Here is a 21832-nt window from a genome sequence, read left to right on the forward strand (position 1 = left end):
AAACTATATGAGGCACCACATCACCTACGCGCTCAAAATACATAAGGTACGCCGTGTGGTTGCACATGTCGGCTAAAAGCGTACAATTGCAACGTGATCTATTCGAATCACATAGCAGCCCTCAACGAGCTTTCCGCCTCGGAGGGCGTCTTCACCACGGCCCAAGCCGCACGGCTCGGAATCACGCGCAATGCCCTGTCCCAAGCCGTGACCTCCGGCCGAGCCGAGCGAATAGCGCACGGCGCATACCGGCTTGCCGGATCACAAGGCGATTTCACAGACGAGCTAGCGGCTGTCTGGAAGCTGACCAATCCAGCCGCATTCACCCACGAGCGCATAGAGGTCGGCGCCTGGGACGGAATCGCCATCGGCGGTTCGACTGCGGCATGTCTGCAGAACCTCGGCGACTTTTATCTGTCACCGTATCGCATTTACGCACCGCGTAGAATTAACTCCCGCATGAAATCAGCGAGTTTCGCCATCAGAAGAGTCGACCCGGACGACGTGAGCTGGATCAAGGGGCTGCCTGTGACGCGACCCGAGAGAACGCTCGTCGACCTTTGCCTGGACAACGAAGAATGGTCTTTGGTGGAAGACTCCTTCAACTCCGCGGGCAATCTCGACTACGACCGCCTGGTGAAGATAATCGCCGACCAGTCGGAGAGGAAGAGCGTGCAGGAATCGCTATCGGTGATTCGCGGACTCATGGAACGGCACCTCGAAAAGGAGTGCGCCAGATGAGATACCAGACTCCAGCGGCACTCGAGATGGCTGCAAAGGCGGCAACCAGACAATCGGCGCTCGACACGGGTCGAGCCATGACCGGGTTCTATTTCCACAGGCTCCTTTGCCGTATTTTCAGCGACCCGCATCACGCTTTCGTGCTTAAAGGCGGTCAGAGTATGCTCGCCAGAACCGTGGACGCGCGTGCGACGAAGGATATCGATCTGCTCTGCAAGGAGCGTTCTCTGGAGCGTGCCCTCGAAGAGCTGAAGAGGCTTGCCTCTGCGGACCTTGGCGATTACATGCGGTTCACGTTTGCATCCGCTGACCCGATAAAGGTTGAGGACAAATATCGGAGCGGATTGCGCGTTGTTTTCCAGCCCATGCTCGGCGCGAAGAGCCTGCAGCCCATTGCCATCGACCTCGTTGTCGATGAGGTTCCCATAGAACGTGCGGAGCTCATCACCCCTGCGGACAGGATTGAGGTCGAAGGGCTGCCGGTATGCGACTATCTGGTCTATCCCGTCGAGAGCGCGTTGGCGGATAAGCTCTGTGCACTGGTTGAAAGGCACGACAGGAGAGCCTCCTCCCGTGTGAAGGATCTTGTTGATATTGCAATCTACGCGGTGACATGCTCCATAGAAGGAGAAAAGCTGCGGGAGCGTGTGCTGCAGGAAGGCGCCGTGCGCGGCATCGCCCTGCCTGAGACGTTCTGCATCCCAGATGAATGGGGCGCGCCTCATGAGCGGCAGTACGAAAGGCTGTGCTCCCAGACCGGCCTGCCCCATTCGCTTCGGAGCATTGAAGCGGCAGTCGAACTCGCAAGCAGACTCTTCAATCCTGTGCATGTCGGTTTTGCAGATGGTATGACATGGAATCCGGTAACGTGCGAATGGGAGTAAGCATCCACGTCCTCAAATGGGCAGTGTTTGAATGTCGTTGCCCGTGGCGCGCAGCGTCTCGTCCAGCTCGTCTTTCCTGACACGTAGAAGTCTCCCGATCCTTATTGCGGGGATCTTCTGCCGTTCGATGAGCTTGTAGACCGATGACCGTGAAATGCGCAGGTACTCGGCAACCTGAGAGACGTCGAGCAGGGTGTCTACCTGGTCGCTCGCGTCTGAGGTTGAGAAGGCAGCAAATCCCCGATTCTCCGCCTCGGCATTCTCGCGGTTTACGCAACCATTGTTGGACAAGTCGGTATTCGCGGCATCAGCCTCTTGCACTGTGGTCCGCTCCAGTTTGAAAATCTCGTCTGCCATGCGTCACCTCTCGTTTGGCATTTACTCGAATCAAATGCTCTTTCATGCCAAGGAGACCTTTTCCTTGGACGGTATTGAGAGGTGTACTAGCTCTGGATTGCCAGTGCAAATTGATATGCGGCACTAAGCCGCCGTAAGCCACCCTAAGACCCAAATGGCGAAACCCTGTTGTAAGCTTGACCGGGTTGGGCCAATCTGCCCGACTGTTCGCTGTCGCCCGAGTGACTATAATGATTCCAAGCAACCCGCCGGTGCCTTTGGCAAGCGTCGGCACGAGAAAGGCCCCAGTGCATGAGGAACTAGCGATGTTCATATCCACCCGAAAGCCAAGCGACATCGCTGGTGGCCATGCCTGCGGGTGCAGCATCGCATGCTCGAGCATCGTTCCAAAGCCACATACCCAAACTGGCAAAGCGCAGAGCTGCCCCCATGGTCTCCCGCAGGACTGGAGGCGACATGCAGCTCAACCTCTCCAACATCGAATACACCTATCCGTCGACGGCAGAGCCCGCCCTACGCGCCGTGACCGCTACGTTTCCCCGTGGGTGGACCGGCATCATCGGCGACAACGGCGGGGGGCAAAACCACGTTGGCGCTGATGGCTTGCGGGCTTTTGCGGCCCGACGCTGGCACGGTCTCTCCATCCCTCTTCTCCGCCTACTGCGCCCAAGATGCGAAGGAGCCGCCGGAAAACGCGGTCGATTTCGCACTTGCCCATGACGGCCTAGCCGTGAGGCTCCGTCGCGAGCTCGCCATCGAGGACGACTGGCCCTGGCGCTATGCCACGCTCTCGGGCGGGCAGCAGAAGCGACTACAGGTGGCCTGCGCCCTGTGGGCCGCTCCGGACGTCCTTGCCATGGACGAGCCCACCAACCACGTCGATGCGTCGACCCGCCGCGCCATATCCGATGCGCTGTCGCGCTTCGATGGGATCGGCCTTCTCGTCTCGCACGACCGGGAGCTGCTCGACGCCCTCTGCGCGCAGTGCCTGTTCGTCTCTAGGGGTGCCGCCGTCATGAGGCCAGGCGGATACTCGCGGGCATCCTCGCAGGCGGCCCTGGAGCGCTCGGGCGCCGTCCACGCTCGCGACGAGGCCCGCAAGGAGAAGGCCCGCATCGAGCGGGAGGCTCGACGACGTCGCGAGGAGGCGTCGCGTGCCGCTGGCAAGAGGAGCCTTAGGGGCATAGACAAGCACGATGCGGACGCGCGTCGCAGGGTGCGCGTCGCGGTGGTGACCGGCAAGGACGGGCAGGCGGGCAGGCTCTCGTCACGCATGGCCGGAAGGCTGGAGGACGCGGAGGCGGGGCTTGCGGCGACGCGGGTCGAGAAGCGCTACGAGGCGGACGTGTGGCTCGATGCCGAGCCCAGCAGGCGCAGGCTCCTTTTCAGGATGGGGCCCGGCAGCATCCCCTTCGGTGACGTCTCCCTGGTCGTTCCCGCCCTGCACATCGGGAACACCGATCATATCGGGCTCGTCGGGGACAACGGTTCCGGCAAGACGACCCTTGTCAGGCGAATCGTGGAGGGCCTTGCCGAAGCGACGAGATTTCTCTACATCCCCCAGGAGCCCGATCGGGCTCAGGAGCGGGCTGCCTTGGGTGTATTGCACGATCTTCCGGCCAGCCGGCGCGGCCGCGTCCTCTCCGTCGTGGCGCAGCTCAACTCCGATCCGAACCGCATGCTCGAGGGAGATGCCGTCAGTCCGGGGGAGATGCGTAAGCTCATGCTGGCCCTCGGGATTGTCGAACGGCCTCAGCTCGTCATCATGGACTAGCCCACTAACCATCTCGACATAGGATCCATCGAGGCCCTGGAGCGCGTGCTGGCCGCCTATCCCGGCGCGCTCCTCTTGGTCTCACATGACGCGGCTATGGTGGAGGCGGCCACCAGTGTGGTTTGGAAGACAAGGCCTGTGGCGGGCGGCTATGAGCTCGTGGTAGGCTAGATGCCCTTTCTTATCAACGCCCAGCGGCTATTCCATGCAATACTGGCTCAGTTTGAACTTGGCTGCATGAAGAATATGCATGCCTTCGCAAATTGGGTTATTTGTCTTCCGACGATCTGGGTCCATTCCCCACTGTTGCATGCTAAACTGGAATTCAGTGCCGAGTTCCAGCTGAGCTCTAGCTTTGAGACGATTTAGCGCTGCCGAGAATAAACATACACACAGTCCAGTATGTACGTTGAGTTCATTCAATCTCGAATACTGGCGGTTAGGCGGGAATGGAAGAGCTTCTGAACTAGACTTTACAGAGTTCCATCCACCGCTATCTATTACCATTCCGTTTGTCCGACAAATTCAAATTTGCGAGGGTGCTGAAATATGATGTTTCATGAATTCGGCGATAAAAACCTCCCCCATATACTGTTGATACACGGTGGGGGTAATTCCTGGTGGAACTACCTCCGGCAAGCCCGCATGCTCTCGGATGCATACCATGTAATCTTGCCGACGCTTGATGGCCATGGAGAAGAATGTCAAAAAGATTATATTTCAACCGAGGATTCCGCACAGCAGATCATGGGCTATGTAAAAAGCAATTGCGACGGGAAACTGTTTGCTGTAGGCGGCGTTTCCCTGGGTGGTCAAATTGCAATCGAGTTATTATCGCTGGATAGCGGTATAGCCGAAAAAGCAATAATCGATGGGAGCATCTGCATTCCTCAGCCCAAACTGGCACGAATCAGTGCAATCACTGTAAAGCTATTTGGGAAGCTTATGTTTAGCAGATCGGCTAGCAGGATTCAGTTAAGCCTAATGAAGAAAATGTATCCCAACATGGCTTATCCCGCAGAAATAGAAAACTACTATATGGAAGATATGCCAAAGCTTCCTATCAAAACACTAGTGACGATGTATCGAACATATATGGGAGAGTACAGGCTCAAAGACGCTATCACAGAAAGCAAAGCGCAGGTTTTATATATCTATGGTGAAAGGGAAATGGGCTGCGTCAAGGAATCGGCCAGGCTGTTTCAAAAAATGCATCCTGATTGCACCCTCCATGAAGCTAAAGGGTACAACCACGGATATCTGTCTGCTTACCTGCCTTTAGAGTGGATGGATCTGGTTAATCCGTTTTTGGAAAACTGCGTTTGACTTGACAGTAAGTTGAACTATAGAGTTATCGAACGAGTCAAGGTTTATCTGCATAAATGATAGCTCGATAAACGATTGGCGTAATTACTTGCCTGTACACTCGCATTAAAATCGTAAGCCTTTTCATAGAAGGCTAATTGTGAAACTCAGTCATGTGTCGCAATCCGGTATATTCACAGGTCAGGCTCACTCCTCATTAGGTTGCGCTTATTTTCCACTATCAAGTGTTAGAGTCGAACTCAGTCCTGAGTTCCGGTTGAGTACTAGTTTTGAGATGATTTCGCATACTGGAAAATAAATAAATCCGCTAGTCAAGTTAGTCATTGAGTTCAAGTCCCTCTGTTTTGCAATCATAGAGTGGGAATAACCGTGTGACCCTCCCGATGCGGATTACCATGTCAAGCCGTACGATGGTTTAGGGGTGGTTTGGAATGCAACGGTTTGAAAACAACGTCTTTGACACAGCTTTATTGTTTGAAGGCGGAGCCATGCGCGGCAGTTACAGCGGGGGAGCAGTAAACGCCCTGTTGGAGGCCGAAGTTTATGTGGACTATGTGACAGGGATTTCCGCGGGGGCAACCTGCTTGGTGAACTATCTGGCTCGGTTGCCGCAACGCTCCCGGCGCTGTTTTATTGATGTTTCTACCGATCCGGCTTTTGGCGGCTGGAAGACTGCCATCAAAGGTAAAGGGATTTTTGACACTCACCACATGTACTACGACATGACTGAGCCAGGGGGAATGCTGGAACTGGATTATGAACGGTTTGCGGCCAATCCGGCGCGGTGGCGTGTTGGAGTGTACAACGCTGAGCGTGGCAAAAATGTCTATTTCAGTTCAGACCAGGTGGACACGGTACAAAAGCTGACCCATGTGTGCAAGGCTTCGGGATCCATGCCGATTGCCACCCCGGTCACCTACATCGCCGGGGAGGCCTGCATGGACGGTGCCATAGGCCCCAGCGGCGGGATTCCCCTGGACGTGGCGCAGGCAGATGGTTACGAAAAGTTCCTGGTCATCCTGACGCGACCGCGGGATTATGTGAAGGAAAACCGTCTGCCCGATTGGACTTATCGGTCTTTGCTGGCACGCTATCCGCGGGCCGCCCAGGCCTTGGTAGACCGTCCCGCGAACTACAACCGGACCCGGGCGGAACTGGAGCGCTTGGAGGCTGAGGGCAAGGCCTACGTGTTTTATCCCGAACATATGGGGGTTGCGAATTTCGAAGATGATCCCGCCAAACTGGAAGAAAATTTTGCGGCCGGATACGAACAGATGCAACGTGAACTCCCAAAGGTCAAAGAGTTCTTAGGGCTGTAAAGCCGTTGGTAGATTGCGTGAACTGCCAGAATCCCAACACGCGGTTATGATTGGGGAGTGAAAGATAGCTGGCGGGTGTTCACCCGTGATGTGAAGCGGATTATTGCGGTTCCGCGGTCCCTGATTATTATCATCGGCATCTTAGTCACCCCAGCCCTCTACACTTGGCTGAATATTGCGGCCTTTTGGAACCCCTATAAGGCGACGGAAAACCTGCCCATAGCGGTGGTGAATAACGATGTGGGGGCGGCATCTGCACTGACTGGTCAGCTCAATATTGGCGACCTCATAGTCGAGCAACTGTCAGGGAATAAACAGCTCGGCTGGCAGTTCACGGACCAGGACACGGCCAACCACAAGATCAGAGCCGGGGAAGTCTATGCGACTTTCGTTATCCCCAAGAACTTTAGTAAAGATTTGGTCGATATCTTCAGCGGTCAACGCCACCAGCCGACCATCGAATACTATGTGAACGAAAAGAAAGGCGCTATTGCGCCAAAAATTACCGATGCGGGAGCAAATGAACTTGATATTCAAATCACATCTACTTTCCGAGGCCAGGTCGGCGAGGTCATCGCGCAGGCTTTGCGCGATGGTGGGTTAGAGATTGACGCGAATGTTGTCGGTGCTCAGGGTAGTGCTTTAGATGCTTTGGGCGGTATCAACCGGGACCTGGCTGATACGCAAGTCGCCTTGGATTCCGCCAGTGCGTCTCTGAAGGGTTCCTTACAGACTATGAAAAAAGTCCGGGCTGCGCTGGCTGCAGCTGACCCGGCATTGGCTGATGTTTCCGCGGCTTTGAGCGATTCCCAAGACATTTTAGTAACGGTCGTTTCTGATGCTTCCGAATTCGCGGCCACGGCGGGGCAAGCCAGTATTGACGCCCAAAAAGCGCTCAATGAGTCCTCGGCGGCCGCGGGTTCGGCGGTATCGAACGCGACGAGCAAACTCACCGAAATGAACTTGCAGCTGCAATCCGGTATTCAGCGGGCGAATGCTTCGACTACGAAAATGCGCGAGCAGATTGGGGTTTTGAAAGGTTACCCGCAGACCCAAAAGCTCGCTGCGAAGTTGAATTCCCAGTTGAACGACATGCAGAATCTGCTCGCTAAGGTCGGGAAAACCGGATCGGATGCGGAAAAGGCCAGCGAGGATTTGCAGGCGCTAATGAAAGCCTTTGATCAGGCTCAGACCGATGCGCAAAGAGTTACCACTGGTCTGCGTGAACAGTCCAATCAGACAGCATCCACGTTAAACGCCCGAGTGACGCAGCTGTCGGCACAGCTGGGAGCCATCAAATCCGCGGTGGGCGTTGCAAGAATCTCCCTTACGGAAATTTCAGCACTGACCCGCGGAATTGATGACCAGATTGTGGACATGCAAAACGTGCTTGGCCAGGTGCAGGGCAACCTGAATGGGCTGGCCAGTACGGCTCGCGGGGCGCAAACCGATGTGGCGACTCTGGCCACCGCGCTACGGACGGGACCCTTGGAAAAAGTCATTGGCTTGGACCCGACCAATATCGGAAGCTATCTGACCTCACCTGTGGAATTTGACCAGCAAACGCTCTTTCCCATCAACTCTTATGGTTCGGGAATGGCGGCCATGTTTATCAATCTTTCCCTGTGGATTGGTGCGCTTATCCTGGTCATTATTTTCCGGGTGGAAGTCGATAAAGAGGGATTTGGCTGGTTGAGTTTGCGCTCGGCTTATCTGGGACGATTTATGCTCTCCGGTGTGCTGTCTATAGGGCAGGGGTTGATTGTCAGCGTGGGCAGCTTGCTGATGGGAGTTCAGGCGGTCAATGCTCCCGCTTTCATTGCTACATCCATGCTGATTGGGCCGTGTTATTTGGCAATTATCTATGCCTTAGCGGCCGCTCTCAGTCACGTGGGTCGAGCCCTGGCAATCTTACTGGTGGTGTTGCAGATTCCCGGCGCCTCGGGCATCTATCCGATTGAGCTCATGCCCGGATTTTTCCGCCAGCTTTCCCCGATACTCCCGTTTTCCTACGGCATTGACGCGATGCGAGAAACTATCGGCGGGTTCTATGACGGGCGTTTCTGGCATGTTATGGCGGTTTTATTGATTATGAGCGTCACGGTGTTCCTGCTGGGGTTTGTGGGGAGGCGTCGCTTGGGTTACTCCACCCAGCTGTTCTATGACGATCTGGCCCGCACTGAACTGGTCGTGAATGAAGACGTGCAGCTGCAAAGCCCCAGTTACCGATTGAGTAACATCATTGCGCTGCTGGGCAACCGGAAAGAATTTTCCACCCGCATCAGTCGACGTCAAGAAAAGTTCAATACCCGTTATCACGCTTTGATTAATGGACTGAGCAGCGTAGGGATTTTGGGACTGGTTGTGCTGGGGATGATTTCCCGGCTCACCTCCGCCAGTAAGCCAGTGCTCCTGGGCATAGTAGCGATTTGGGGACTGGTCATTATTGGGGCGCTGGTTAACGTGGTCGTGCTAAAGAGCTCACTAGAACGGGCCGAAAGGCTGTCGCATCTGACGGAAGATGAACTTTTCGAGAGCCTCGCCCGCCAGCGAGAAGCAAAAGCAACCAAAACCACTAACCGGTCGGAGAGCCTGAACAGCGGACATAACTCGAGCCGCAGTGAACGCCGCCTTATTACCGCGTCAGAGCAGGAAGACGACGCGGTGGAAAGTGCCGCAGTGGAATCCGTTCTGGGGACTGCCGTCGAAACATTGGAAGAACCCCGGGACGAAAATGCGGGGAACAACCCCGAGGATACTCAGAAGGAAACCGTGGACCAATCGGCTGATGAAATCCCGGCCGAACCCCAGGATCTAGACAGAACCGACGCCGCGGATCAAAGCACCGAGAAGCCTACGGGCGAAACCGATGCCTCAGCAACCGGGGAGGCAGCACGATGAACAAAGTACTTTTTATCACTCGTGACGACTTTCGCCAGATTCGCAGCAGCGTCATGGTTCGGATTTTCATGGTTCTATTGATTGCCGTGCCCTTGTTTTTCACCTGGTTCAACGTACTGGCGACCTGGGATCCCTTCTCGAATTCGGGACGGTTGCAGATTGCCGTGGCCAGCACCGATGAGGGCTACACCAGCAAGCTCCTGAACGTCAAAGTCAATGTGGGGGATACGGTACTCAAGGAACTGGCCGTGAATGACCAGTTCGATTGGGTGCTGACCAGCAAAGATCAGGCTTTGGAAGGTGCGCGCTCAGGGGAGTATTACGCGGCAATCGTGTTGCCGGAGGATTTTTCGCAGTCCATGTTCACGTTCTATGCCGGCGGGGCTGCTCCGGCGGATATCACGCTGTACACCAACGAAAAGAAGAACCCGCTGTCCGCCAATCTCACCACGCAAGGCGCTCAGGGTGTCACCGCGCAAATCAACACGACTTTTTCGCGAACCTTGGCCGAAGTCGCCGTGGGTATTGCCGAGGACGTGTCCTCCTACCTGGACACTGCCGACACTCAGGCGGCCCTGGATCGGCTGAGCAACCGCCTCGAATCCCTCTGTGCACAACTGAATTCCGGGGCGAATACAGTCAGTTCTCTGTCTACCGTGATAGGTTCGGCGGTGCCGCTGGCCACAGGGGCAAAACAGCTGGCTGCGGGGGTGCAGGACTCTTTCGATGGGGCTGTTGGCGACGCATTTGGTTCCGGGGTCAAAAGTCCGGGGGGGACAGATAATCCTTTCGCGGCCGTTTCCTCTGGGCTCGATGATGCTGTGAGCCTGGCCGCAGGCAATATTTCCAACCTTCAAAATCAGTTGGACAATTTGCTGGATTCGGCCAACAGCACCACCCAAAGCAGTGCTGCCGCAGTCGAACAGCTGCAGACATTGTTGGACAAACAAATCATTGGCTTCCAAAAGACTCGGGACGAAATCGAGCAGTCATTGGGCTCGGACGGGGCGGATTTGCTGGGGAAGGATCCGACCGTAGACCGGTTCCTGGCCGATATGGATGCGGCGATTGCTCGCCAACAAAGCCTGTCAGAGCGACTGGGCAGTATCGCTGCTGACCTGCACCGGGGGGTATCTCTCGATTCTGACCTGAGGGAGTCGGCCCACCTTGCCATGGCGGACGCGCAACAGGCTATTGACACAGCCCGGTCCAACTACGAGAAAAACTTGCAGCCAAAGATTGAAAGCCTGCGCGAAAACCTGGATTCAGCCGGCAAGAATGTGGAAGTTTTCCGTTCATATCTGGAGGCGATGCAAGCCGACCTGTCGGAAAGTTCAGGCGGGATGATTGAGAGTATGCGCCGCTCCCAAAAGACCCTGGCCGATACCGCGCAAAAGATGCGTGACGGGGCTAGCCGCCTAGACCGGGCTCGTGAACAGATAACGTCCACTCGGGGGGAAGTGGACTTGGACCAAATCGCAACGACGTTGGGAGCTGACCCCAAGGGATTTGCTCGCCTGATTTCTTCCCCCGTAGCAGTACAACGTAATGCTGTGTTCCCAGTCGCTACTTTCGGGGTGGGCATGGCTCCGCTTTTCACCGTCATAGCCCTGTGGGTGGGGGCGCTCCTGGCGGGGGTTTTCCTGCGCACTGACGTTTCTCCGAATGTGGGCCAACGCTACCTGGACAGCGTTGCAGCCCGCAAACATCCTGATGTAGCTGCTGCGGCGGATACGAACGCCGCGGAATCGTCTCGGTCAGGTGAACCAGGCACGAAACCTGGCGAAACAGCACCGACTCCAGCTGCGAAATCAGCCGTGAAAGCCGCAGAGAAAAAGCCTGTCTTCACCGGGGCTCAGGAGTACCTGGGACGTTACTTCATGTTCTGGGCAATTGGGATGGCTCAATCCACATTGCTGATGGTCGGGCTGATTGTGTTCGTGGAGATTGAACCGGCTCACCCCTTCCTGCTGATTTTGGCGGGATGGGTCATTTCCACGGTCTTTACCAATATCGTTTATACGCTGGTCGTGGCGCTTTCGAATGCGGGCAAAGCCTTAGCGGTGGTGTTGCTGGTGCTACAGATTTCTGCCGCTGGCGGGGCCTATCCGCTGGAACTGCTACCGCAGTGGTTCCAAAACATCAGTCCTTGGCTGCCGGCCACGTATGCGATTAACTTGATGCGTTCGGCTATTGCCGGGATTTATGCGGGGGACTTTGCTTATAACCTGGTGATAATCCTGGTGTTCCTGATTCCGAACCTGGTGCTCGGGCTGGTTTTGCGGCATACGATTGCCGGGCGGATTCACGATATGACCAAAGCGATTGAAAAAACGAAGGTCATGTAGTCGGGACTAACTAAACTGCGGTGAACCAGGTGTCATTGCGCATCGCGATCGGAGAACATCGGGAAATGAAAAACCGCATCGAATGCAATTGCTTTCGCCCATTGGATGTGGTTTTTTACAGTGATGCAGTTCCTTGCCGGCCAGTGAGCCAGTCAATGACGTGGAGTACGCGGATGCCGTCGGGGCGGATTCCGGTATGTAAATAATCAGTGGTCAACAGTAATTTGGGAAAAGCATCTTCAATAGCCTGTAGTGGTGTGAGCTCCCGGATCATGACTTTTTCGTTGCTAACGTCATCGGCTACTTGGAAATAAACGCGTTCGCCATTCTTTTCCGCCACGAAGTCCACTTCCCCTTTGGGCAGCGCACCCACGGTGACAGTGAAGCCACGGCGGCGCAGCTCTAGATAAACCAGGTTTTCTAACTGGTAGCCGACATCAGTCGGAGCGAAACCGGTGGTCAGGTTCCGTAATCCCGTGTCGACGGGATAGAACTTGCGTAACGGTCGCAGAATTTCTTTGCCGCGCAGCCCAATCTGTTCGACCGGATATATCAATAGCGCTCGGGATAGGGCATCAAGATAGGAGTCGAGGGTAACCCCAGATACGCGATAGCCCGAGCTTTTCAGCGTGTTCACGATGGAACGAGTGGAAAACAGGGACCCGGAAGTGGAAAACACATAACGGACCAACTTTTCTAAGACGTTTAATTCGCGCACCTGGAGTCGGGCTGCCACGTCGCGCAGGATTACGGAATCAAAAATGGTTGTGAGCTCTCTAGTCACGGTTTCCGTGTCTAATCCGGGAAGTTGGAACAGCCCTGGCATGCCTCCAAAGCGCAGGTAATCGGCAAACAGGGCTTCTTCACTGCGGGAGGTTTCCTGGCTGGTGGCTACGAAATCTAGATATTCCTGGAAAGACAGTGGGTAAATCTCAAGGATTACATAGCGTCCACTGAGTAGAGTTGCTAAATCACCGCTCAAAACATAAGCGTTGGAGCCGGTGAGATACACGTCCACTCCGGGACGGGTATGTAATCCACGGACGATTTTTTCCCAACCAGTAACATCTTGGACTTCATCTAGCAGCACGTAGAAGGGCTTGTTGGGGTCGGCGGCATCGAAAGCTTGCCGTAAATCTGCTTGCAGCCATTGTGCATTCAAATCAAGCGGCAGGGAAAAATCGTCAAAACTCCGCAGGTAAATGTGGCTTTCCGGTACTCCGGAATGCAGCAGTTCCTGTTTCCACAGTCGCAGCAGAGTCGACTTTCCGCAGCGACGCACTCCAGAGAGTACCTTTATCGATTCGGTATCACGGTAGCGTCGCAGCAGGTCAAGGTATTGAGGGCGTGCCAAGTCGCGAGAATACGAATGCGGTATGGTGGAATTGCTAATCATACTTTACATTTTAGCTTTTTTACACATAAATGAAAAGTATAATTTGCATTTGAAAGGGTCTGGCAGGAAGCCCTTTATGCTTGCTCGTGGACTTGACTTCTCATTGTTGTAGGTCAAGCATCAAACAAGTTCAGTCTTCGCTCGCGTCAGATAGTCGTCGTCCTCCAGCCTGCCCGTCTTTGTTGTCTAAAGGAGGTTTTTCAAAAGGGATTTAGTTCACCAATGCCGGGGTGGTGGTGTTTTCTGCAGTAGTGCCCGACATCGGGTTTGTTGTGTCCGTTACGGTGTTCGCCGGGGTTTGGCTCGCAGCTTGGCGAGCGGCTTCGCGTTCAGCCAGGCGGCGGTAGATGACCGAGAGCAGCGCTCCGGACAGGTTGTGCCAGATGGAGAAGATGGCACCGGGAAGTGCGGTTTCAGGGGTCATAGCAAAGTGGGTCTTGGCCAGGGTGGCGGCCATACCAGAGTTCTGCATTCCGACTTCAATCGAAACCGTGCGAGCCACCCGGTTATCCGCCCTAAGCAACTTCGAGAAGCCGTACCCCACGCCGTAACCCAGGATATTGTGCAGGATAACCGCGACCAAAACCATCAGACCTGCTGCCTTGATAGCGTCTACGGACGCACTGACAACTCCGGCTACCACCCCGGAAATGCCGAGGGTAGAAACCCAGGGGAGGGCCGGAAGAATCCGGTTGATGAATTTGGGGAAAGCCAGGCGCAACACCAAGCCCGCTACGACGGGGACCAGCACCATCTTGACGATGCTCAGCGCCATCGCCCCGCCGTCCAGCGGCATGTACTTACCGGCCAGCCACTGGGTCAGCATTGGGGTCATCAAGGGGGCGAGGAGGGTAGAAATCGCGGTCATAGTGACGGACAGCGCCACATCGGCCTTGGCCAGATACGAAATCACGTTCGAAGACGTGCCGCCGGGGGCGCAGCCGACCAGAATCACGCCCACGGCTACGGCGTCCGAGAGGTGTAAAACGTTGACAATCAGCACCGCCAGCCCTGGCATGATGACGTATTGGGCGACGACACCCAGCAAGATGGGCCACGGCCTTGTGAATACCAGACGAAAATCCGGCAACGTTAGGGTCAGACCCATGCCGAACATAATGACACCCAAAAGGATAGCAACGTGCGGAGTGAGCGTCCCAGCCGTAGCGGGGGAAAAGAATCCCCACAGGGCGGCCGCGATAATGAGAACCGGGAAAATCGTCACAGCCCGCAGGGCACTGCGATCTTCGGGGGTAAGCGCCTTCGGCGCTGGTGAATTGTTGTCTGTTTTTGTATCAGTTGTTTGTGCAGCCATGCCCCGACTATAGTCGTTTTGTCCACATACCGGATAATCGTTTCAGATTATGAGACTAAAATGGTGTTACCAGTCCAAATACAGGCTTGAATTTGATTAAATGGCGTTCCTTAGCTCGTTGGCCGCGTCAGGCTGCGACTATATCGTCAAAGAAGTCGATAATGCCCCAGGCCACCTTTTCTTTGATATCCGTGTAGTTGTGGATTTCGTGGCGATATCCGAAATAGAGCTGCGCCTGGGTGTGGTGACCCGTATCTTCCAGCCAGTTCACGACCTCCATGAACCCGGTGCCGTACATGCCGATGGGATCCTCAGAGCCGGCAATCAGGTAAACAGGCAGGTCTTGGGGGACCGCCTCGGCCCACTGGGGACCTTCGACCTGTTTCAGCATTTGTGCAAAGTCGAGCAGACTGCGGTTCGTCGTGGGCTTGGTAAATGCATCAAAAGGATCCTCGGCATGGTCCTTTTGCACGTAAGGATCCTCACAAATCCACTCGTTGCCAATCTTTACGCCCTCGGGAATGCGCGAAAATGCAAATCCCAGCAGCTGTTGCAGATACTGAGGGTCGCTGTCCTCACCCCGACCTGCATCGACTACGCCACGCAGCTGCTCAATGACCTGATCGGTTTCGGGGAAACGCCCCGTCACGCCGCACAGGGTGATTCCTGCGAGTTCGTCGCCGTATTTCACCATGTAGTCTCGGCCAATCATCGACCCCATCGAGTGGCCGAAAAAGAACAGGGGCAGGTCCGGGTATTTTTCTTTCACAAGTACGGATAGGCGGTGTTCGTCCTCCATCATCGTGTGTGGGCCCTTATCGCCCCAGTCGCCCCAACGGTCGTTTTCGACAGCGGTTTTCCCGTGACCAACGTGGTCGTCAGCAGCCACGATGTAGCCTGCCTCCAGCAGATTGACGATGAGGTGCAAATAGCGGCGGGAATGTTCGCCGAAACCGTGAACAAGCTGGACAATGCCTTTCGGCTGCGCCGCCGGAACGTAAATCCAGCCGTAAACAGTGTCTCGTTCGTTGAAAGAGGGGAAGGTGATTTCGTGCAGCATGGCGCGTCCTTTCGTGGGTTCCGTATCGGGTGGACGCTTCCATCCTCACACATTTCGGGTCGGTCTACGCCGGGTTTGCGGGCATTCGATACCGCAGTGAGAACAATCCTCGCAAAAAATAGCGTTACTTAACTGGGCCGCGTGAACTACTGTGAGTAGTATTTAGAAACCTCTGATTACCTGCGGTAATGCGCGAAATACTACTTAAATACTGATTTTTCTAAAATTAGTATTTAGCGTTGCGGACCAGTCCGACCTTTGTACCCAAACCCGAAGGAGCCGTGGTATCGGCCTTCGGAAAGGGACAAAAGTTAGGGGAGTTCCACCATCTTGTGCAGGGAGCGGGCCGCCTCCGTAATGGTGCCGGAGATAGAGGGGTAAATCGTGAAAGTATTGGCAAACTGATCGACCGTCAGGCGGTTCTTGACCGCGAGGGTCAAGGGGAAAATGAACTCCCCGGCGTATTGCAGGCAAATGACCGCTCCGGCTATGGTCCGGGTGCGCCGGCGGGCAAACAGTTTCACGAAGCCCTCGTCAATGCCGCGCATCCGGGCGCGAGCGTTGCGGGCAATCGGGAGGGTCACGCTGACGCAATCGACCTCACCGGAATCGACTTGCTTCTGGGTCACTCCCACGGCCGCAATCTCGGGGTTAGTGAAAATATTGGATGATACCTGGTCCAGGTTCAGCGGCTCGACCGCATCGCCCAAAGTGTGCGCAATCGCAATCCGCCCTTGTGCAGAAGCCACCGAAGCCAGCAAGAACACGCCGGTGCAGTCCCCGGCGGCATAGATGCGGTTCGCAGTCGTGCGCGAGACTCGGTCAATCTTAACGAAGCCGCGCTCGTCGAGCTCCACGCCGGCTTCCTCCAGCCCCATCTTGTCCGTGTTTGGAATCGCTCCGACCGCCATCAACACGTGAGAACCTTCCAGTTCCCTGCCATCGCTCAACGTGACGACTACTCCGTCACCGACCACGCGGGCAGCTTCGGCTCGTGAGTTGGCGCAGATATTGACCCCGTTCTTGGCGAAGACTTCCTCAATGAGCCGCGCCGCATCCGGGTCGTCATTGGGCAGCACGTGCTCACGAGAACTCACCAAGGTGACTTTTACGCCTACAGAGTTGAACGCTGAGGCAAACTCGGCGCCGGTAACGCCCGAACCGACCACGATGAGGTGCGACGGAACGGTATTAAGAGAATAAATCTGTTTCCAAGTCAGGATGCGTTTGCCGTCCGGCATGGCTTTGGGAAGTTTACGCGGGCGCGCCCCGGTAGAAACAATGACCGCGTCGGCTTCGAAGCTACGTTCGCCCACCGTTACGATTCGCCGTCCATTCTCGGCGGTTTCCGGCAAGATAGAGCCACGTCCGCGAATCAGCTCCACCCCGGATTCGCTCAGGCGGTGAGTAATTTCGGCACTTTGCGCACCCGCCATGCGTCCCACCCGGTCAAAAATGCCCAGCACGTCAGCTGTGTAGGAACTTCCTTCCTCTACAATGTTGAGCTGTCCGGCACGTCTGATGTTATCCATCCACACCGAGGAGGCAATCAATGTTTTCGAAGGGATCACATCGGTGAGAACCGCGGAACCACCGGGGCCCTGCTCCTCAATGAGAATCGTGCGAGCCCCGTGAACACGAGCCTGAGCTGCTGCTTCGTAGCCGCCAGGGCCGCCGCCAATGATAACTACTGTTTGATCTTTACTGGACATGGTTTCATTGTCTCAAAAAATAGGTGTTTGGCACTAGCCCGGGAGGCAAGAGTTTAGGGGACACCAGGGTTTGCCCCATTGGCCTTAGCGATTTCTACTAATCAGTTCGATTATTTTCGGGTCACCGTATTTCCGCGGGTGAGTGATGCCTTGACGGAAAATTTCAAAGTCCGCAAACATAGGCATTATTGCCGTTTGCAGCCAGTTCATATACAGCCCAGAGTTTTTCAAGATGATGTCTAAAGCAACGAGGATTTTAAACACGGACATTTCTTCAAAAGCGCCCCATTGCTGCTTGGCCCGCCGGGACGTGTTACGCAGCAGACCAGGGGTATCCAAGACGGAGTGATTCCAAAGCCTGGCTTGATGAGCAATCCGATTGCGTAGGTACACAAACGAACGAACTTGGCTGGGCAAGACGCGCGGAGAAACGTCCAGCGACTCAGCCACCGCTTGCGCTGTTCCAGATTTGGTAGATGCCGCCAAAAATCGCGACAGCGTGCCAAAAGAAAATGCTTCAACCGCCACCCATATTGGCATTTCGCTAAACAATTCAGCAGGGTACGCACCCTCTACTCGCGAGCCGGGCTTTCGGTAGTGTTTCACGAAAGCTTCCTTGCTTCGTGATAAATCCATCAAAATGTGATTCTGTACGTAGGTGCGCGGGTTTGCTTCCATGTCTAAGCCAATTCCCTCAGCAAAACCACCTTTTTCTGTGACGAGCGAGCCATAAGCGTGCGCTATTCGTGTCCGCAGCATGACTTCAACTCGGCGTAAAGCGTCTGCGCACGTTTCGCTAAGCTCCTGTTCCTCCAGATAAACGTGCTTAACTTCGTCAAAGTTTGCACCGGGCAAAAACCGATTATCGCCAGCAATCGGTGCAACTTGCCAATATCGGAAATAGCCCGAAAAACGGTAATAGTTCACTACGCTCAGAAAATGCTCACAATCATCTGGATTGTCAACACGCAACCCACGTTGTTTTAACAGAACCACTTGATCACGGTAATCAACCCACCGCTTCTCCAAGCCAATTCCTTACCTTAATGAGGGAAAGTCCCCGGCCATTTGTGCATAACCCGAAAGTCAGAGGCCCGGCCGGGGCACTATCAATTTAAGTGTAACCTATTTCGTTGCTGACATCTCACTTGTAAACACATATCTGCGGCTTGTTGCCGTGGCTATTCTCAGAGCCCGGGTGCTAGAGAGTCAGGGTGCTTGCAACCCGCCGTTTCACGGCGGCTTGTTGCCGTGGTTATTCTCAGAGCCCGGGTGATAGAAAAGTCTGGGTGCTTGCAACCCGCCGTTTCACGGCGGCTTGCGCACCCTTCTCACGTTTTGTCACTAGGTCCGGGTGCTTGCAACCCGCCGTTTTCACGGCGGCTTGCGCACCCCTTAGCCGAAGCGGCAAATGCCTTGCGGCTTTTTCGTGGCGGGCTTTGCCCGCCACGCGCCTCTCTCAACAAGCCGCTTACGTAAGCAAGCTTACGACGCGCTTGTTGACAGAGGCTCCGCCTGCTGCGCAGGCACGAAAAAGCTGGTCAAGGCGCATGCCTTGACCAGCTTTGGGGTGGCTGACGAGATTCGAACTCGCGACATCCTGAACCACAATCAGGTGCTCTACCACTGAACTACAGCCACCATCGCTTGCGAAAAGCAACCCCACTATCCTACCGGATTTTGGTGTCTAGGCGAAACTCGTGGCCCGCCCGCTGAGGAACCCGCCATTGCCGATAACCTCACCGAACGCGCTTGTGCACAAACATCATGGGTTTACTTGAAAGGCGAAGTCTGCACAATCCGGGCGGCCGCCTCCTGCAGTTCCTCCGTGCTGGGACCCTCACCAGCTGGCATCAACACCGCACGGTAATAGCGCAGCTCGTTTAGGGAATCGATGATGTCTCCCAAAGCCCGGTGATTGCCGGTTTTTTCCGGAGCCAGACCGTAAACCTTCGGATACCAGCGCATCGCCAGTTCTTTCAAGGTAGACACGTCAATAATCCGGTAGTGCAGCCAGTTGGTGAGTTCCGGCATCTGTTTGGCCAGGAACGCTTTATCAGAATGCACCGAGTTGCCTGCCAGCTGGGCTTTTCCAGGTTCGGGGACCAAGCGCTTCACGTACTCCAAGACCTGACGGCCGGCTTCCTCCACGCTCAAACCGCTGTCGAGTTCGGCCAGCAGCCCTGACTTGGTGTGCATTTCACGCACGAATTCCCCCATGTGATTCATCGCGGCCGCGCTGGGCTTTATCAGCAAATCAATACCGGAATCCAGCGGGTTCAGTTCGGCGTCGGTGACAATCACGGCGACCTCAATCAGCTCATCAACGCTCAAATCGAGCCCGGTCATCTCGCAGTCAATCCACACCATAGGGTCGGTTTTTTTGTTTCCCATACTGTAATAATCTCCCATTCAGTAGTCGTATCCGGCGGCGAATTTTTCACTCACCGGCTCAGGGCTCAGTTGCTTTCGTCAGATAAGAATCGCTGCAAAATCGCGTCCAGATCCACCATCGAAACCGCTTTCGCCATGGCTCCGCGCAGGGGGGCGGACGAACCCAGGGCGCTCAAATGCAAGGTGGCATCGGCTGCGCAATCGGGTAGGGCGATTTCGTTAATGGTCTCACGGACCTGGTTTAGGAAAGCTTCGCCCGCATAAGACAGTTCGCCACCGATAACAATCATCTTTGGGTTTAAGATGTTGCACACTTGCGCCAGGACGTAACCAATAGCGCGGGCGGCCTCGTGAATGCGCCGAGTGGCGCGCACGTCGCCTTCCTCAATGAGGCGATACAGGTCACTCAAGGTATGCACCGGCATCCCCAAGCTGCGCAGCGAAGCCATAATCGCGCTGACCGAGGCCGTCATCTCCAGACACCCGCTGCCCCCGCACTTGCACAACTCATGGTGGTTCGGAATTGGGAGGTGCCCAATTTCGCCTGAAATCCCGCCGGTTCCGTACAGGATTTTGCCATCTGCCATAATGCCCGCGCCGATGCCGGAAGAGGCTTCGATATAGACAAAATCGTCGACGTCCTTTGCCGCTCCCCACATATGCTCAGCCAAAGCGCCGGCATTCGCATCGTTTTCAGTCAGAATCGGGAAGGGGGAAACCTCTTGGGCGATGTCCTCCAGGTTGATTCCGTTCAGTCCCGGAATCATGGCGGTGTAGTTGGACAAACGGCCATCCGAACGCACCGCGTCGGCAACGACGATGCAGCCAGCCACAATCTGCGCGTTTTTCAGCCCTTTGGCGGCCATCATCGAGTCAAACAGGTCAACCGCCATTTCCTTGTTAACGTTGGCGGTAGACTCCGGCGGCAGCGGTATAACTCGCGTATCCACAATCTCGTGATCCAGAGTAACAATCCCGACACGTACCTGTTCACGTTCCAAAGACACGCCCATGGCGTAACCAATGTCGGGGGCGAACGCAATGGTGTTGCCGCGCCGGCCTGACGCGGCTTCCGCCAGACGTAAGATTTCAGCCTCGGTCAGTTCGCGAACGATGTTAGACACGGTCGCAGGAGCTAGCCCAGTGCGGCGGCTAATCTCGGCCTGAGAAATCCCACCGGCATCGATAATGGCAGCTAAAACACGTTTTTGGTTCGCTACGCGCAGGGATGAGGGGGAGCCGGGGCCTACAAGATTTTCCATAGTCACGTACCCCATTTTAGTAATTTTTTTCCTATAAAAGGTAAGCCTGCCCCGGCAAATGTCGCCATCGGTGTCGTTCGCGTGTGTCCTTGCGCCCTCGGTGGGACTCGAACCCACAACCTACGGATTAGAAGGCCGTTGCTCTATCCATTGAGCTACGAAGGCTAGTCGGTTAACCAAAATCAGTTAACTCGACCAGTTTAGCTTATTTCCGGGATTCTTGCCCCTGTGAATAAACAAGTTATCCACAGGTAAAAAAATCTGGTCTTGGACCATTCGAGTCTTTGCGAAACCCTCGTACTGAGAGCTGTTTGTTCGGCAGCTATCGACAGTAACGAGCGCAGGGGCGTTCGGGAAAGGAAAACAAAATGAGCTCCATGACAGTAACAGTAAGTGGATATTTGGGAAATACTCCATTTTTGCGCAAGACCTCCGCCGGCACCCACTGGGTCCGGTTCTCTCTGGCGTGCAACGCCAGTTATCGCGATGCTAGCGGCAACTGGACCAGCGGGGAAACCACGTGGTTTAACTGCAAAGCCTGGGGGACTTTCGCCGTCAACATTGCTCAGTCACTGCACAAGGGCGATCCGGTGGTTGCTCAGGGACGTTTAGTGCCCGGTACTTACGAACACACCGATAAGACGACCGGCGTCGTCGAAAAACGTCCGGAACTGGCTTTGCACCTGACCCATATCGGGGTTGACCTGGTGCGCGCCGCTTCGATAAACGTCAAGAATGTCAAGGAAATCGGCAGTGAGGAAAACTCCACAAAACCGAGCAAATTCGATATTTCCGCGGATTCTCTGAACACCGTGAAGGGCGCCGAGTTCGCGCAGACGGAGTCGGACCTCGCCGAGAGCGCAGAGATCCTCGAGGAACTAGACGTTGAAATCGAAGCCAACGATGAGACGTCTTTGGTCGGCGCCGGAGCGGACGGGGTCCCGTTCTGAAAAAGATTCGCGATTTCCGTTAGCATATTGGGGGTGCGGGTTTTTGGCCCCACCCCCAATAGTCCTGCGAGCCAGATGTCGCTCGGCTCCCCG

At 55.3% G+C, this 21832-nt stretch carries 17 protein-coding genes and 2 tRNA genes; 8 read left to right on the forward strand and 11 right to left on the reverse strand.

Annotated features, from left to right (window positions below; genetic code table 11):
• Window positions 1-93: 93 nt before the first annotated feature.
• On the forward strand, window positions 94-741 hold the full coding sequence (locus RQ935_RS08945; protein WP_004010386.1) for a type IV toxin-antitoxin system AbiEi family antitoxin domain-containing protein: 648 nt from the start codon (window positions 94-96) through the stop codon (window positions 739-741).
• Window positions 738-1625 carry a nucleotidyl transferase AbiEii/AbiGii toxin family protein gene (locus tag RQ935_RS08950; protein WP_004010388.1) on the forward strand — a complete coding sequence of 296 codons (888 nt, stop codon included), beginning with the start codon at window positions 738-740 and terminating at the stop codon, window positions 1623-1625. Before RQ935_RS08945 ends, RQ935_RS08950 begins: the two co-directional genes overlap by 4 nt.
• Before the next feature lie 12 nt (window positions 1626-1637).
• Here RQ935_RS08950 and RQ935_RS08955 read toward each other — a convergent pair whose 3' ends face one another.
• Both RQ935_RS08955 and RQ935_RS08960 read right to left on the reverse strand, forming a co-directional pair.
• On the reverse strand, window positions 1638-1982 hold the full coding sequence (locus RQ935_RS08955) for a helix-turn-helix domain-containing protein (protein ID WP_311498088.1): 345 nt from the start codon (window positions 1980-1982) through the stop codon (window positions 1638-1640).
• Window positions 1983-2281: 299 nt separating this feature from the next.
• Window positions 2282-2440 (reverse strand): hypothetical protein, encoded by a 159-nt coding sequence (locus RQ935_RS08960; RefSeq protein ID WP_311498089.1) that lies wholly within the window; start codon window positions 2438-2440, stop codon window positions 2282-2284.
• Between the two features lie 140 nt (window positions 2441-2580).
• On the opposite strand from RQ935_RS08960, the gene RQ935_RS08965 reads away from it, so the two are divergent.
• The 5 genes from RQ935_RS08965 to RQ935_RS08985 all read left to right on the forward strand — a co-directional run bounded on the left by RQ935_RS08965 (window position 2581) and on the right by RQ935_RS08985 (window position 11650).
• On the forward strand, window positions 2581-3756 hold the full coding sequence (locus tag RQ935_RS08965; RefSeq protein ID WP_399532380.1) for an ATP-binding cassette domain-containing protein: 1176 nt from the start codon (window positions 2581-2583) through the stop codon (window positions 3754-3756).
• Between the two features lie 549 nt (window positions 3757-4305).
• On the forward strand, window positions 4306-5082 hold the full coding sequence (locus RQ935_RS08970) for an alpha/beta hydrolase (RefSeq protein ID WP_311498091.1): 777 nt from the start codon (window positions 4306-4308) through the stop codon (window positions 5080-5082).
• 431 nt (window positions 5083-5513) lie between these two features.
• Window positions 5514-6401, forward strand: coding sequence for a patatin family protein (locus RQ935_RS08975; protein ID WP_311498092.1), 888 nt, complete (start codon window positions 5514-5516; stop codon window positions 6399-6401).
• Between the two features lie 57 nt (window positions 6402-6458).
• The gene (locus RQ935_RS08980; RefSeq protein ID WP_311498093.1) at window positions 6459-9302 is read left to right on the forward strand and encodes a YhgE/Pip domain-containing protein; all 2844 of its coding nucleotides are present in this window, start codon (window positions 6459-6461) and stop codon (window positions 9300-9302) included.
• A complete protein-coding gene (locus tag RQ935_RS08985) occupies window positions 9299-11650 on the forward strand; it encodes a YhgE/Pip domain-containing protein (RefSeq protein WP_311498094.1) in 2352 nt (783 codons plus the stop codon). Before RQ935_RS08980 ends, RQ935_RS08985 begins: the two co-directional genes overlap by 4 nt.
• Before the next feature lie 115 nt (window positions 11651-11765).
• Here the strand turns inward: RQ935_RS08985 and RQ935_RS08990 are convergent, their stop codons facing one another.
• The 9 genes from RQ935_RS08990 to RQ935_RS09030 form a co-directional block, all read right to left on the reverse strand.
• Entirely contained in the window at window positions 11766-13046 is a 1281-nt protein-coding gene (locus tag RQ935_RS08990) for an ATP-binding protein (protein WP_311498095.1), read from the reverse strand.
• 211 nt (window positions 13047-13257) lie between these two features.
• Window positions 13258-14361 (reverse strand): bile acid:sodium symporter family protein, encoded by a 1104-nt coding sequence (locus RQ935_RS08995; RefSeq protein ID WP_311498096.1) that lies wholly within the window; start codon window positions 14359-14361, stop codon window positions 13258-13260.
• A gap of 127 nt (window positions 14362-14488) precedes the next feature.
• Entirely contained in the window at window positions 14489-15421 is a 933-nt protein-coding gene (locus RQ935_RS09000; RefSeq protein ID WP_311498097.1) for an alpha/beta fold hydrolase, read from the reverse strand.
• 311 nt (window positions 15422-15732) lie between these two features.
• Window positions 15733-17133, reverse strand: a complete 1401-nt coding sequence (locus RQ935_RS09005) for an NAD(P)H-quinone dehydrogenase (RefSeq protein WP_311498098.1) — start codon at window positions 17131-17133, stop codon at window positions 15733-15735.
• An 84-nt stretch (window positions 17134-17217) separates the two neighbouring features.
• Entirely contained in the window at window positions 17218-18162 is a 945-nt protein-coding gene (locus RQ935_RS09010) for an Abi family protein (protein WP_311498099.1), read from the reverse strand.
• Window positions 18163-18699: 537 nt separating this feature from the next.
• Window positions 18700-18774: transfer RNA gene (locus RQ935_RS09015), tRNA-His, on the reverse strand.
• Window positions 18775-18906: 132 nt separating this feature from the next.
• Complete coding sequence (gene orn, locus RQ935_RS09020) at window positions 18907-19545, reverse strand: oligoribonuclease (RefSeq protein ID WP_311498100.1); 639 nt, start codon at window positions 19543-19545, stop codon at window positions 18907-18909.
• Window positions 19546-19592: 47 nt separating this feature from the next.
• Window positions 19593-20804 carry an ROK family transcriptional regulator gene (locus RQ935_RS09025; protein WP_311498101.1) on the reverse strand — a complete coding sequence of 404 codons (1212 nt, stop codon included), beginning with the start codon at window positions 20802-20804 and terminating at the stop codon, window positions 19593-19595.
• A 77-nt stretch (window positions 20805-20881) separates the two neighbouring features.
• Window positions 20882-20954, reverse strand: a tRNA-Arg gene (locus RQ935_RS09030).
• A gap of 203 nt (window positions 20955-21157) precedes the next feature.
• Between RQ935_RS09030 and RQ935_RS09035 the strand changes: the two genes are divergently transcribed.
• Window positions 21158-21739, forward strand: a complete 582-nt coding sequence (locus tag RQ935_RS09035; RefSeq protein WP_311498102.1) for a single-stranded DNA-binding protein — start codon at window positions 21158-21160, stop codon at window positions 21737-21739.
• Window positions 21740-21832: the final 93 nt, after the last annotated feature.

This window comes from uncultured Mobiluncus sp. (assembly GCF_963511525.1).
Taxonomy (GTDB): Bacteria; Actinomycetota; Actinomycetes; order Actinomycetales; family Actinomycetaceae; genus Mobiluncus.